General features: G+C 56.9%; 10 protein-coding genes. 9 read left to right on the top strand and 1 reads right to left on the bottom strand.

The features are described from left to right. Positions 1-4: 4 nt before the first annotated feature. Positions 5-2,488 (bottom strand): poly-beta-1,6 N-acetyl-D-glucosamine export porin PgaA, encoded by a 2,484-nt coding sequence (pgaA, locus tag MID00_RS18530; RefSeq protein ID WP_250757207.1) that lies wholly within the window; start codon positions 2,486-2,488, stop codon positions 5-7. A 990-nt stretch (positions 2,489-3,478) separates the two neighbouring features. On the opposite strand from pgaA, the gene MID00_RS18525 reads away from it, so the two are divergent. The 9 genes from MID00_RS18525 (at position 3,479) to MID00_RS18485 (ending at position 13,380) form a co-directional block, all read left to right on the top strand. Then, a complete protein-coding gene (locus MID00_RS18525; protein ID WP_254499300.1) occupies positions 3,479-3,646 on the top strand; it encodes a hypothetical protein in 168 nt (55 codons plus the stop codon). 328 nt (positions 3,647-3,974) lie between these two features. Next, on the top strand, positions 3,975-4,349 hold the full coding sequence (locus tag MID00_RS18520) for a hypothetical protein (RefSeq protein WP_254499298.1): 375 nt from the start codon (positions 3,975-3,977) through the stop codon (positions 4,347-4,349). A gap of 526 nt (positions 4,350-4,875) precedes the next feature. Beyond that, positions 4,876-5,721: a MurR/RpiR family transcriptional regulator gene (locus MID00_RS18515; RefSeq protein WP_009454338.1), complete on the top strand. Its 846-nt coding sequence runs from the start codon at positions 4,876-4,878 to the stop codon at positions 5,719-5,721. Positions 5,722-5,742: 21 nt separating this feature from the next. Continuing rightward, a complete protein-coding gene (locus MID00_RS18510; RefSeq protein ID WP_083053577.1) occupies positions 5,743-6,990 on the top strand; it encodes a diaminopropionate ammonia-lyase in 1,248 nt (415 codons plus the stop codon). Beyond that, a complete protein-coding gene (locus MID00_RS18505; protein WP_254499296.1) occupies positions 6,987-8,231 on the top strand; it encodes a Zn-dependent hydrolase in 1,245 nt (414 codons plus the stop codon). The genes MID00_RS18510 and MID00_RS18505 overlap by 4 nt, the downstream gene beginning before the upstream one ends. A gap of 77 nt (positions 8,232-8,308) precedes the next feature. Then, positions 8,309-9,907 (top strand): ABC transporter substrate-binding protein, encoded by a 1,599-nt coding sequence (locus MID00_RS18500; protein WP_254499295.1) that lies wholly within the window; start codon positions 8,309-8,311, stop codon positions 9,905-9,907. Continuing rightward, on the top strand, positions 9,904-10,845 hold the full coding sequence (locus MID00_RS18495; protein WP_254499294.1) for an ABC transporter permease: 942 nt from the start codon (positions 9,904-9,906) through the stop codon (positions 10,843-10,845). The genes MID00_RS18500 and MID00_RS18495 overlap by 4 nt, the downstream gene beginning before the upstream one ends. 27 nt (positions 10,846-10,872) lie before the next feature. Next, on the top strand, positions 10,873-11,712 hold the full coding sequence (locus MID00_RS18490) for an ABC transporter permease (RefSeq protein ID WP_009454332.1): 840 nt from the start codon (positions 10,873-10,875) through the stop codon (positions 11,710-11,712). 24 nt (positions 11,713-11,736) lie between these two features. Next, complete coding sequence (locus tag MID00_RS18485; RefSeq protein ID WP_254499293.1) at positions 11,737-13,380, top strand: ABC transporter ATP-binding protein; 1,644 nt, start codon at positions 11,737-11,739, stop codon at positions 13,378-13,380. Positions 13,381-13,447: the final 67 nt, after the last annotated feature.

The following is a 13,447-nucleotide window of genomic DNA, read 5'->3' as shown; positions in this document are numbered from 1 at the left end:
CCGCTTAGAATTTGATCTTGAGTTCAACCATGCCGCTGTACTGCTGTTCGCGCTGGCCGTCATAGGGGCGGGACAGGGCCTGCAGGCGCAGGCCGACTTCCAGATTGCGGTCGTGCTGGTAGTTCAGTTCGTAGGCGACGGAACCTACGGTGCCATTGCCATAGCCGCTTTGGTGATGTAAGCCCACACCCAGTGTGAGGGCTTGGGTCAGGCGCTCGTCATAGTGTTGGTAAAGCAGGTGCTCCAGACGTAGGGCAGGCACAGCCATGTATTCGCGCCGTGGGCTGTAGTAGGGTCTGTCTTCGTCTTTGTTGCCGGAAGCCCATAGTTCCAGCTGGGCGTCGGCCTTGATGCGCGGGCTGGTGTAGATGCGTTGGTTACCTGTGATCTGCAGACTCTGACGTACGTTGTTGTCAGAGAATTTTGTCCCGGTATAGGCGGCTTGCACCCATTGTTCGGGGCCGTTTTTCCAGCGCAGCCGTACTTGTCCCTGGTTGGCCGTGATGCCTGCGGCCAGGGCGCGATTCGGAATATCCAGGGTGCGATAGTCCAGGGTGCCGCCGATGCTCCAGTGATCGCTCAGCTCGTGATCAAGCTGCAGGCTGGCTCCCATCTTGTTGCCCTGACCCCAGTTCTGGTTGTTGATTGTCAACTGTGATTGCCAGTCGCGGCCGCGGTACTCCAGGCCGGCTCCCTGCCAGTTCACGTTGTGACCAAGCTCGTCGCTGGTATCAAGGTGACCGGCCAGGGCGGTGGCGCGCCAGTTGTAGTTGATGGGGGCGCTGTACCATTGCGCCTCGGTGCGAATGCCGTCATTGCCCGAGATATCGCCGCCGTTGCTGGTTTCAAAACCGCTGCGCAGGATCAATTCGTTCTTGCGGTAGGACTGCCAGTCTTTTTCCAGTTCCGCGACCCGCATATTGGTGGGGTAGTGCGCTTTGGCATACGCCAATAGTTCTTCGGCCTGGCGGTATTCGTGCAGATCCAGGGCGGTCTGGGCCTGGCTGATGATGACGTCTTCTTGGCGCGGCGCGTAGGTTTCGGCGATCTTCAGATTGCGTTCCGCCGCCCGTGGCATGCCCGACATGCGCTGGGCATCGGCCAGCGGCACGCGTAGGTTGACGTTACTCGGTGCCTGTGCGCTGGCCTTGCCCAGATTTTCGCGCGCCTCCTTGAGCAAACCCGTATAGGTATAGAGCGAGTTTTTCAAAATCAAGGCGTCGGTATAGCCTGGATTGGGCTGGGGGATTGGATTCCCGCGTAGCCAGCGAGTGGCGGGCATGTCTTTTTCCATGCGCTCGGCCAATGCCAGTGCCTGATCTTCGCGGCCAGACTCCAGCAAGGAAAAGGCCAATCCGGTTTGATAGCGTGTGCGTGTTTTTGCGTCCAGCGAGGGTTCGGCCAACGCCCGCTCGTAGCTGGATACGGCTTGTTCGGGGTGACGGGCGCGCAGTTGCAGGGCTCCTAGCGAGGCGTAGGCATAGCCTGGATATTGGGCCGCCCGTTCGGGAGCAATGTCTACTGTAGAGGGTGCGTCTTCGCGTGTGTCCATCGCAATCAGACGGTCACCACGGATGCGGCGGGCGAAAGCGGGGTTACCCAGAAAGCTGGCGCTGTCAGCCAGTTTGTCTTGCAACGCGATGGCTCGATTGGCGACCAGAAAACGTTCGGGTAGTGTGCGTGTGGGCTGGGGCGACAGCCGTGTCAATTCAGCGGCATAGTCGGCTTGACGGTCAGCCAGGTCTGCGTTCGAGAAGATGTCGGGATGTTGTGTTTGCCATTCCATCGCCTGGCGGTGCAGTCCGGCGGCATGCAGGGACTGGTCATAATCCCGGATAACATCGGTTTTGTCTGGCTGGACAGCCAGAGCGTCCTGGCTGACGCGCAGGGCTTCGTAGTTCTGGCCGGCAGCGCGGTAGATGTAGCTGCGCGTCAGCAGGTACATGGTGTTTTGGCGTGTGGCCGGCTGCAGTTGCTGGGCGCAGCTCAAGGCCTGGGCAGTCAGTCCGGCATCGGCCAGGCTCATGCACAGGCCCATGGTGAAGGCGGCTTGTTGTGGAAAGCGCCGCATTCCTTCCCGATACAGGTTTTGGGCCGGTGTCCATTGGCGCGCATCTTTGTAGGCGCGTGCTGTCAGCAGCAATACATCGGCCGGCAAGGGCAGGTTGGTCGGCCAGCTTTGGTACAGGCGGATGACCTCTTGCGGCTGGCCTGCCCAGGCATGAATGCGCATCAGATCAAGCTGGACACGTGTCTCTTGCGGATGCTGTTGCCGGTACTGCTGCAAGCCGGCAATGGCGGATTGGTATTGGCCTTGGCGTGCCTGTTTGATCCAATCCTCGTAGGAGGCGGCATACAGGCTGGTGCTACACGCGGTCAGTACCAGCAGGGTAAAGGAATCCAGCCAGAACCGGCGCAGAAACGAGGTTCTGGCTGGGAAGAGACCGACGTTTTGCAGAGCTTGTCTTTTTATTGATCGCCTGGACACTTCTCTTCCCCTTGTTGTTTGTGTGTACGTCCTGCCACTGTTCGTTACTGAGCGAACAGAAGGGTCTTAAGGGGTATCCTAGGAGTCTGGGCCTCTGGCGGTAATTGGCCTTTTGATGTAAACCACCAGGTTTTTTGTAGTAAGCCACTCGGCCTAAGCTAGATGCTTCTTAAGAAAAAGCTTGCACAACAGAGCAAACAGGGTCGGGGCTTGATTCTTTCGGGGCGTAGCGCACTTGCATGGGGTGCAATGGGTCGAAGGTGCTAATCCTTCCGTTCCGACCATATTTATCAAGGGCTTACAGCATTATTGCTGTAAGCCCTTGTTCATTGCTGTGGGGATTCTGTGGGGACTCGTTTTTCACCGATCACCCCGTCTTCTCAGAAGCGTAACCGCCGGCGCTTTTTCGGCATTGTGGGCAAGCTTCTCAACTTCGTTCAGCAATTTGGACAAATCAGCGGCTGAATAGTCTGTTGTGATTGACCCATTCGTGGGATCTAGCAGAACTTGCCTGTTTGCCAAATGCATTCCCGCAGCACGCAGCCGTCGCCCAAATGTGTGCTTTAAGTCATGTACTCGCACTGCGCTGAAACCGGCATTGGCTGGACATTGGTACAAATCCTCTCACGGTTGGGCCGCTCGTCACTTGGCAGCCCACCAGAGGCATCCATTTCGCTATGGGTTCACCCTTGTATGGAAAAACACATACGGCTCGTGCCTTGAAAGGGTAGGGGCTACTGCTGCAACCATACCAAAGTGCGTGTACGTCCATACATCGTGCCTTGCGAGAGCGTTCGTGGTTATGGGGTCGGTTGGGCCAATGCCTGCTATGCTAGCGTGGCTGACAGGTTATCCGTGGTGATTCGATCTGTCAGGCGTGCCTATGTACATTCAGGCATTGTCGGGCATACGCCTGCCTAGTTCCTGCTGCCAAGATGAACCGAGCGAATGTGAAGCAAGAGTAAATTTAACCAAACCGGAGAGATTTCCATGGGCACCAAAATTGTTACTGAAGCCGACCGTAAGCGTACTCCCCCTCCTGCCCCCCCCAAGGGCGTGAACCTCAGCACGAAATTCCGGGGGCAACGTGTTAGCCAGGAGCGCGGTGCGCATACCCGCAGCAAGAAAAATCCCGGCAAGCGTGCACATTCGGGTTAATTTCTGGAGACAGCTTGGTACCTGGCAAGGCTTCAACGGCGGATGCTGGAAGAATTAAGCATTTCCACACGCAAAAATGCCCGCCTGTTGAAAAATTGAACTGCACCCCAAAAGTTTGATACCCATCCAAGCTTTGGGGTGTTTTATATGGCGATGTACACAGAAGCATTCAAGCTAGAAGTTGCACAGACATATTGATCAACGCAGATAGGGGCGTGATCCTTAGCTGCCCAGTATCGTCTGGACCACCGGACGGTGTGTCGCTGGATGTTATGGTAGTTCCCTTCATTATCAAAGGGGGAAATGGCTGGAGAGAAGGAGTTACATCTTGAGTGATCAGCCAAGCGATAAGGCGTTGTGTGAAGCCTTGTCGGAATTGTTTGTAGATAGGCCGGTTAATTACCAGGCTATTGCGAACGTGGCCAAGTACTTTTCGGTCCACCATGTAGAAAGGGCTTTGTTCGAGTGGGTGGCGCCGGTTTGCTATTCCAACGCGCTTGCCCCCATCCCTTCAATCTGGACCGGGTTTGAACCCGACCAACTCTGGCGCGATATTGTGGCGCATCGCCAGGCTCGTGCCGGTGCCGGTCTGTTCAGACGGGTGCGCTGGCATGCCCAACAGCGTTTCCTGCGCTATTACTTTGCCAAGGAGTGGCGTGAGCTGTCTCAGTACTTGTCATCGGGTAATCCCCCCCATTTCTAACGATCGTTAAAAATGGGGGCGTGATGCGACAAGCCTTGCAAGAGGCATCCGCGTATCGATGTGAACTGTTGGCGCTTGATGTTGAGGATGCCATGCTGGCTTGCCAGATGTATGCGCTCTGGTCCCGGAGTGTGGCCAGAAGTCTGTCCTTGGCCGATATTCTGATTGCGCGTTGTTTGTCTTTGTTGCCAGCGCAATAGGCCCACTTGACGGGGTTTTTCTGGCTTCTGCAAGCGGCCTTGGTTCTGAAATTTGTCTTACCAAAGCCCATGATGAAATTTAAATTTCATCATGGGCTTTATGCTTTCATTGCCAGGAAACAGAAATTTTTCCCAATAAGGGTTTATCCCTTATTTTTCTCTGTGGGCCTTATTTGAAGCCACTCTTGGTGGACGTGAGATCATGATCTTCTTTCTTTTTTTCTGCTCCCAAGGGTAAATACGGAGCCAAATCATTACATCCATAATTGAAATTAAAATTTTATCAAGTATTATATGAAAAACAAATTTCAATTTTAGGTTGTGTCATGGTCATCAAAGATTCGATCCTGGATATTCTCGATGTCCTGCCCAGCGCGGAGCGGCGGTTGGCCGATGTGGTCCTGTCTCATATGGGGCAGCTGGCGACTTACTCCGCCCAGGAACTGGCCGAGAAAGCAGGTGTATCGGCGGCTACCGCGGTGCGCTTTTTCCGGCGTCTGGGTTTTAACGGCTTTAACGAATTCCGGGTCACGGCCCGCGAGCAAATGGGTGACGGCGCTCCCTTCAAGCGTCTGCACTCCATGTCCAGCAGCGGTATTCAGGCCGATATGACGCCGTTTATCAATGCAGACGTACAGAACATTTCCACCACCTTCCAGAACATTACTGAACAGCATCTGGACAACTTCACCCAAGCCGCCCTGAAAGCACGACGCATCTGGGTGTTTGGTTTCCGCAATGGCCAGATCCTGGCGTGCTACGCCCACTCTTTACTGCAGCAGCTGCGCCCGGATGTGCATCTGGCGGTGGGCACGGTGGCCCATCTGACCGAGCAACTGGCCGATGTGGAAGCAGGGGATCTGGCCCTGGTGATGGATTTTCGTCGCCGCTCGGTGCTCTTGCCTTCCTTGGTGGAGCATCTGCGGGGCGAGTCGGTACAGATGGCTTTTTTGACGGATGGTCTGGAAAGTTCCTTGCTGCGTTCGCAAGACATCGCGTTCACGGTGGCGACACGCGGGGAGTACTTGTTTGACTCGCATACCGGCACGCTCAGCCTGATCAATTACCTGGTCAGCCGGGTGGCCCTGCAGGCCGAGACCCAGGTGGCTCGCAAGTTACAGAAGATTGAATCCATTCATCGCAGTTTTCAGGACTTGAAGTCCAATAATTAAACCCATAAAAGTGGAGCAGACATGAACAAACATGCCGTTCGGGAGCAAGGCGCGGTGCAACTGTATCTGAACCCCCGTTGCGTTCAGGATAGTCAGGAATACGACGCTTCCTTGCAATCGATTTTGTCGGTAGCCGCCTTCGAGCAGGCTCAGGCCAGCATCGTGCAGTGGCCTGGTTATGCGCCGACCCCTTTGCGTCATTTGCCCGGTCTGGCTGCGCAGATGAAGGTGGGCGGGGTGTACTACAAGGATGAGGCCGGTCGTTTTGGTTTGGGCAGCTTCAAGGCCTTGGGCGGTGCTTATGCCGTCAACCGTTTGCTGTTGCGCCAGCTACAGGCCCATACCGGCAATGCCAGCCTGACGCTGGATGATCTGAAGAGTCCTGCCTACAAGGACTTTATTGCGGGTTTGACCGTGACCTGCGCGACCGATGGCAATCATGGCCGCTCGGTGGCTTGGGGGGCGAAGAATGCCGGTTGTCAGTGCGTGATCTATATCCATGAGCATGTCAGTACTGGTCGTGAGCAGGCCATTGCCTCTTACGGGGCAAAGGTAGTACGCGTGCCCGGCAATTACGATGATTCGGTGCGCCAAGCTGCTGAAGATGCCAAAGAGCATGGCTATTTTGTGGTGTCCGATACGTCCTACCCGGGCTATATGGATGTGCCCAAGGATGTGATGCAGGGCTACACCGTGATGGTGCAGGAAGCGCTGGATCAGATTGCTTCGGGCAAGCCGGTGACTCACGTCTTTATTCAGGGTGGTGTGGGTGGTTTGGCGGCGGCCGTATGCGCCCATATGTGGGAGCGTCTGGGTGCGCAGCGCCCTCGCTTGATTGTGGTGGAACCCAACAAGGCCGATTGCCTGTTCCAAAGTGCTGTTCAAGGTAAGCCCGTCACGGTCACCGGCGATTTGAATACGGTGATGGCCGGTCTGGCTTGCGGCGAAATCTCCTTGCTGGCCTGGGAAATTCTGGATCCCGGCACCTATGCCTATATGACGCTGGAAGACGATGCCGCCTTGCAAACCATGCGCCGTCTGGCCCGTGCCGATAAAGGTGATGCGCCGATTGTGGCGGGTGAGTCTGCCGTGGCCGGTGTGGCGGCTTGCATGGCTGCGTGCGAGCAAGCGGACTGGCGTCAGGCATTGGGTATTGATGAAAACAGCCAAATCCTATTTTTTGCCAGCGAAGGTGATACCGATGCAGAGCTGTATCAGCGCATTGTCGGTATGAGCGCCAAAGAAGTGCTGGCTCAGGAGCCGGTATGAACAGCCCAGCCAGCACATGTTTAGCCATTAATGGCGAACGCCTGCTGCAGCGTATTGCGCAGTTGGCGCAGATTGGTGCAATCGACGGGGGCGGTGTCTGTCGCCTGGCCTTGACGGACGAGGACAAGGCGGGCCGCGATCAGGTGGTCAGCTGGATGCGTGATCTGGGCATGAGTGTAGAGATTGATCAGATCGGCAACATTATCGGGACACGCGCTGGCCGTCTGGATGTGGCACCGGTCATGACGGGTTCGCACATTGATACCGTGCGTACTGGCGGACGCTACGATGGCAATCTGGGTGTGCTGGCGGGGCTGGAAGTGGTGGCCAGCTTGAATGATGCCGATGTGCAACTGGATCGTCCCTTGCAAGTGGTGGCCTTTACCAATGAGGAAGGAGCGCGCTTTGCACCGGACATGATGGGCAGTCTGGTGTTTCAAGGTGGCTTGTCCTTGCAGGAAGCACTGGACACCGTGGGCATTGATGGCAGCACCGTGCGCGAGAATCTGGAGCGTATTGGCTACGCCGGTTCCGTGCCTTGCGGCCAACCTGATGTGCATGCCTATATGGAACTGCATATTGAGCAGGGCCCGGTTCTGGAGCATGAAAGCATTGATATTGGTGCCGTGACTGGCGTGCAAGGGATTTGCTGGCTGGAGTTTGAGGTGCATGGTGTCTCCAACCATGCGGGCACCACGCCCATGCACCTGCGTCATGATGCCGGTGTCGTGGCGCAGCAAATTGGTAGTTTTGTGCGCCAGTTGACTGAGCGTTACGGCCCGCCGCAACTGGGCACAGTAGGGCGCTGCGAGCTGTTTCCGAATCTGGTCAATGTGATCCCCAGCAAAGCCGTATTTACCGTGGATTTGCGCAATGTGGACAAGGCCAGCCTGGATCAGGCCGAACAGGAAGTGCTGGATTTCGCCCGGCAGGCGGCCGAGCGTGAGGGTGTGCAGATCAAGCATCGCCATTTGGCCCGCTTTGATCCTGTGCAGTTTGATGAACGCTTGATCAGCAAGGTCGAGCAACACGCCAAGGATCTGGGCTGCTCGGTCAAGCGCATGCCCAGCGGTGCCGGGCACGATGCGCAGATGCTGGCTCGCTCCTGCCCCACAGGCATGATTTTTGTACCGAGTGTACGTGGTTTGAGCCACAACCCGGCAGAGTTTACCCGCGATAAAGACCTGATAGCGGGATGTTCGATTCTGCTATCGACCTTGGTGGAGCTGGCCCGTGAATAAGCAGTAAATCCCTGATGACGGGACCGCCGCCACAAGAGCAAAGGCGGACCGCTTTTAACTACCTGGAGAGACAAAACATGAGCAACCTGCTTAAGGACCGCTTGCGTCCTGCCAAATCGTTAGCCGCTGTCTGGGCTGCCCTTGCCATCACGGCGATTGCCCCTGCGGCCGTCAGTGCGCAAACCACGCTGACCGCCGTAATGGAAGCGCCACTGCGCTCCCTGGATCCAGTCATTACTACCTCCTACATTGTGCGTAACTACGGCTATATGGTGTACGACACCTTGCTGGCGGAAGATGCGCAGGGGCAGGTCAAACCCCAGATGCTGGAAGGCTGGAAAGTGTCCGAGGACGGTCAGACCTACACCATGACTTTGCGTGAAAACCTGCGCTGGCATGATGGCTCGCCCGTGACGGCTGAAGATGCGGTCGAGTCCATCAAGCGCTGGATTCAGCTGGACAAGATGGGCCAGATCATGACGGAGTTCCTGACCAAGATGGAGGTCGTGGATGACCGCTCCTTTGTGATGCAGTTCTCTTTCCCGACCGACATCGCGTTGCGCGCCATGGGCAAGCCCAGCTCCTTGCCGTTGTTCGTCATGCCCAAGGAGGTGGCACGCACGCCAGTCAGCCAGGCGATTACTTCTACCGTGGGTTCGGGCCCATTCCGATTTGTGGAGAAGGAATACCGCCCAGGTGTGCAGGCCGTGTTCGAGAAAAACCCGGACTACGTACCCCGTAATGAGCCTGCCAGCGGCCTGGCCGGTGGTAAGCGGGTCAAGGTAGACCGTGTGCGTTGGGTCGCCATGCCGGATGCCATGACCGGGGTGAACGCGCTGCGCAGTGGCGAGATTGATGTGATCGATCAGGTTCAGCTGGACCTCTTGCCCCTGCTGCAAAACGAGTCGGACATTGTTCTGAATGCTTCTACGGCTCGGGGCGCGCAGACCGAGATGCGCTTTAACTTCCTGCAGCCGCCATTCAATAACAAGCAAGTGCGTCAGGCCGCCCTGATGGCGCTGAACCAGAAGCCCTTGATGCAGGCGCAAGTGGGCAACCCGGAATACTTTGAAACGTGTGGTGCCGTGTTTGGATGCCACAGCGTTTTCCCGTCACAAGCCGGTTCTGAAGCCTACTTCAAGGGGGATGCTGCCGGTGCGAAAAAGCTGCTGGAGCAGGCCGGCTACAAGGGCGAGCCCGTGGTCTTGCTGCATCCCACCGACTTCCTGACTTCGCCCGTGGTGCCTGTGATTGCCCAGCAACTGCGCAATGCCGGGTTCACCGTCAATGTGGAAGCCATGGACTGGCAAACCGTGCAGACTCGCCGCACCTCCAAGCGTCCCGTGCAAGAGGGGGGCTGGAGCATCATCACCACCTATTCCGGGCTGGTGGATGTCAGCAATCCGCTGAGCTTCATGGCGGTGGCCTCCAACGGCGACAAGGCCTGGTTTGGCTGGCCGGATGTCCCTGCCATTGAAAAGACACGCATGGAATTTGCCCGCGCCAGTGGTGAGTCCGAGCTGGTGCGTTTGGCCACGGACTTGCAAAAACACATCATGGATGAAGGTGTGATCGTCCCTCTGGGTGAGTTCAAGATGGTCAGCGCCGTGCGCAAGAACCTGAATGGCTTTCTGCAAACGCCGGTTCCGGTCTTCTGGAATGTGGAGAAGCGATGATTGGGCTTATTTTCAAGCGCGTACTGGCCACCATCCCGGTATTGCTGATTGTGGCGCTGGTGATCTTTGTGGTCCTGCGCATGACACATGGCGATGCCGCTGTACTGGTGGCGGGTGATAACGCGACGGATGCACAGATCGCGGAAATCCGTCATCAGATGGGGCTGGACCAGCCAGTGCCGGTGCAGTTTGTGCAATGGCTGGGCAGCATGGTGCAAGGGGACTTTGGCACGTCCCTGATCTCCAGCCGCCCGGTCAAGGATCTGGTGCTGGATCGTCTGGGGCCTACGGCTTCGCTGACCTTGTTGACCCTGGCCTACACCCTGGCCATTTCCATTCCGCTAGGGGTGTGCTCGGCCTGGTATCGAGGCAAGTCGCTGGATCGCTTTGTGATGGCAGGGTCGGTGGCGGGCTTTTCCGTGCCGGTATTCATCGTGGCTTATTTGTTGATCCTGCTGTTTTCGCTGGAGCTGCGCTGGTTGCCGGTACAGGGCTACAAGCCCTTGAGTGAAGGCCTGTGGGAACACCTGCGGCATTTGATTCTGCCGGCGGTGTCCCTGGGTACGGTGTACATCGCCCTGATTACCCGCATTGTGCGCACCAGTGTGATCGATACCTTGAACGAGGACTACATCCGCACCGCCCGTGCCAAAGGCTTGAACGAGCGTCGTGTCCTGACACGTCATGCCCTGGGCAATGCGGCAGTTCCCATCCTGACGATTATCGGCATCAGCATCACCATGCTGATCGGCGGGGTGGTGGTGACCGAATCGGTCTTCAACATTCCGGGGCTTGGGCGCTTGGTGCTGGATGCGGTGCTGTCGCGCGACTTTACGGTGATTCAGAGCCTGATCGTGCTGTTTTCGCTGGTGTATGTAGGGGTGAATCTGCTGATTGATATCTCCTACATGCTGGTCGATCCCCGTATCGATTATTGAGCCCTCGCTTTTTACAGGTAGAACAATATGCAAAAGCTCAACAAATTGAAGAAAGTGGTCGCCAGCAATTCGGCCCGTGCCGCCTTGCTGTTCCTGATCCTGATGGCCGCCATGGCGATCTTTGCCCCGTTTCTGGGTACGCAAGATCCTACCCAACTGGACCCTAGCGTGCGTCTGCAACCGCCTTCCGAGCAGTTCTGGCTGGGGACGGATGCACTGGGTCGGGATTTGTATTCCCGCGTGGTGTATGGGGCGCAAGTGTCCTTCATGGTGGGGTTCGGTGTCCTGGCCATCAGCGTGTTCTTTGGCGTGATTCTGGGTTCGCTGGCGGGTTACTTCCGCCGTCTGGATGCCGTCATCATGCGAGTGATGGATGGTGTCATGGCCATCCCTGGCATCTTGCTGGCCATTGCGCTGGTGTCGGTGTCCGGAGCCAGCCTGACCACGGTACTGATCGCCATTGCCATCCCGGAGATCCCACGCATGACACGCTTGGTGCGGGGCGTGATCCTTAGCGTGCGTTCCGAGCCCTATGTGGAAGCGGCCATGACGGTAGGGACCTCGGCCTACGTGATCTTGTCGCGCCATATGTTCCCCAATACTTTCGCACCCTTGATTGTGCAGGGCACTTATGTGTTTGCCTCGGCGGTGTTGTTGGAAGCGATCTTGAGTTTCCTGGGGGCGGGCATCCCTCCCGAGATGGCCTCCTGGGGCAACATCATTGCCGAAGGTCGCCTGTACTTTCAGCTGATTCCCGGCATCGTGCTGTACCCCGGCATTGTGCTGTCCATCACCATTCTCAGTATCAACGTCCTGGGCGACGCCTTGCGCGATGCTCTGGATCCCAAGCTGGTCACACGGCTGTAAATGACGAGGGCAGGAGACATAACAATGAATACCTCTACGACCAAGCCCCACTGTGTTTTGTCGGTGAAGGACTTGTGCATCGAAACTAAAGCGACTAATCCCCGCCAGTTGGTGAACAAGCTCAGCTTTGATGTGTATGCAGGCGAGACCCTGTGCATTGTGGGCGAGTCCGGCTCGGGCAAATCCTTGAGTTCCTTTGCCATCATGGGCTTGTTGCCGCCCGATACCTTGCGTGTCAGCCAAGGCAGTATCGAGCTGATGGGCGAGAACCTGCTGACCATGAACAAGGAGCATTTGCTGTCCTTGCGGGCTTCGGCCATGTCCATGGTGTTTCAGGAGCCCATGACCGCGCTGAATCCGGTGCAGCGGGTGGGCGAGCAGATCGACGAAGTGATCCGTATCCACGAAAAGAACAGTTCCCGGCAGGAGCGTCGCCAGCGTGTGATCAATATGCTGGAGCGCGTGCGTTTGCCGGAGCCAGAAAAACTCTTCATGGCCTATCCGCATGAGCTGTCCGGCGGTCAGCGCCAGCGCATCATGATTGCCATGGCCTTGATCTTGCAGCCACGTTTGTTGATTGCGGATGAGCCTACCACGGCGTTGGACGTGACCACGCAAAAGCAGATTCTAAGCCTGATCAAGGAACTGCAAAGCGAATGCGGTACCTCGGTCATTTTCGTGACGCACGACTTTGGTGTGGTGGCGGATATTGCCGACCGGATTCTGGTCATGAAGCGTGGCGATAGTGTGGAAATGGGGACGTGCCAGCAGATTCTGTCCAATCCCAAAGAAGCCTATACCCGCTCCCTGATTGCTTCTGTTCCCAATGTGCATCCGCCCGCAAAAGAGGAAGTGCAAAATGAGGTCGTGCTGAGCGCCCGTGGTTTGGGCAAGGTCTATGGCTCGGACTGCTGGTTCTCCAAAGGTCGCAAGATGCACGCGCTTAGCGACATCAATCTGGATATACGCCGTGATGAAGTGCTGGGCGTCGTGGGGGAGTCCGGCTCGGGCAAGTCCACCTTGGCCCGCTGCATTATTGGCCTGGTCGAGGCCAGCTCGGGGCAGATCACCCTGAACGGTGAAACCTTGCCAGCCGCCTGCAAGGACCGCAGCCTGGCGCAGCGGCGCAAAGTGCAGATCGTGTTTCAGGATCCGTATCGCTCGCTGAATCCCCGCGTAACGATTGGCCAATCTTTGACAGAGGGCATGCACAACATCGGCGTCGATCCCAAAGTCGCTATCGAGCGCGTGACCGAGGTCTTGTCCATTGTGGGGCTGGATGCGGATGTGCTCGAACGTTATCCGCATCAATTTTCGGGTGGTCAGCGGCAACGGCTTTGTCTGGCCCGCGCCATTGTGATGGAGCCGGATGTCCTGATTGCGGACGAATCCGTGTCGGCGCTGGATGTGCTGGTGCAAGAGCAAGTGCTCAAGTTGCTGGTCGATATCAAGCGCAAAACTGGTGTGGCCATCCTGTTTATTACGCACGATTTAAGGGTGGCGGCCCAGATTTCCGATCGCATTGTGGTGATGCAAAAAGGCCGGATTGTGGAGGCCGGGGACCCAGGCCGTGTCATTAGCCAGCCTAGTCAGGCTTACACCCGTGAACTGGTGGAATCCGCACCCGGTGTGCATTGGGATTTTCAGAATTTTTGTGCTTATGCCTGATTGATGCGCGTGTCAGCGCAACTGGGGGCTGAGCCTTGTGCGCAGCCCGGCGCGCAGTCTGTTTTCG

Origin of the sequence: Alcaligenes sp. NLF5-7 (genome assembly GCF_024266725.1) — a bacterium.
In the GTDB taxonomy this organism is placed as follows: Bacteria; Pseudomonadota; Gammaproteobacteria; order Burkholderiales; family Burkholderiaceae_B; genus Alcaligenes; species Alcaligenes phenolicus.
This window is presented reverse-complemented; position numbering and strand designations above follow the sequence as displayed.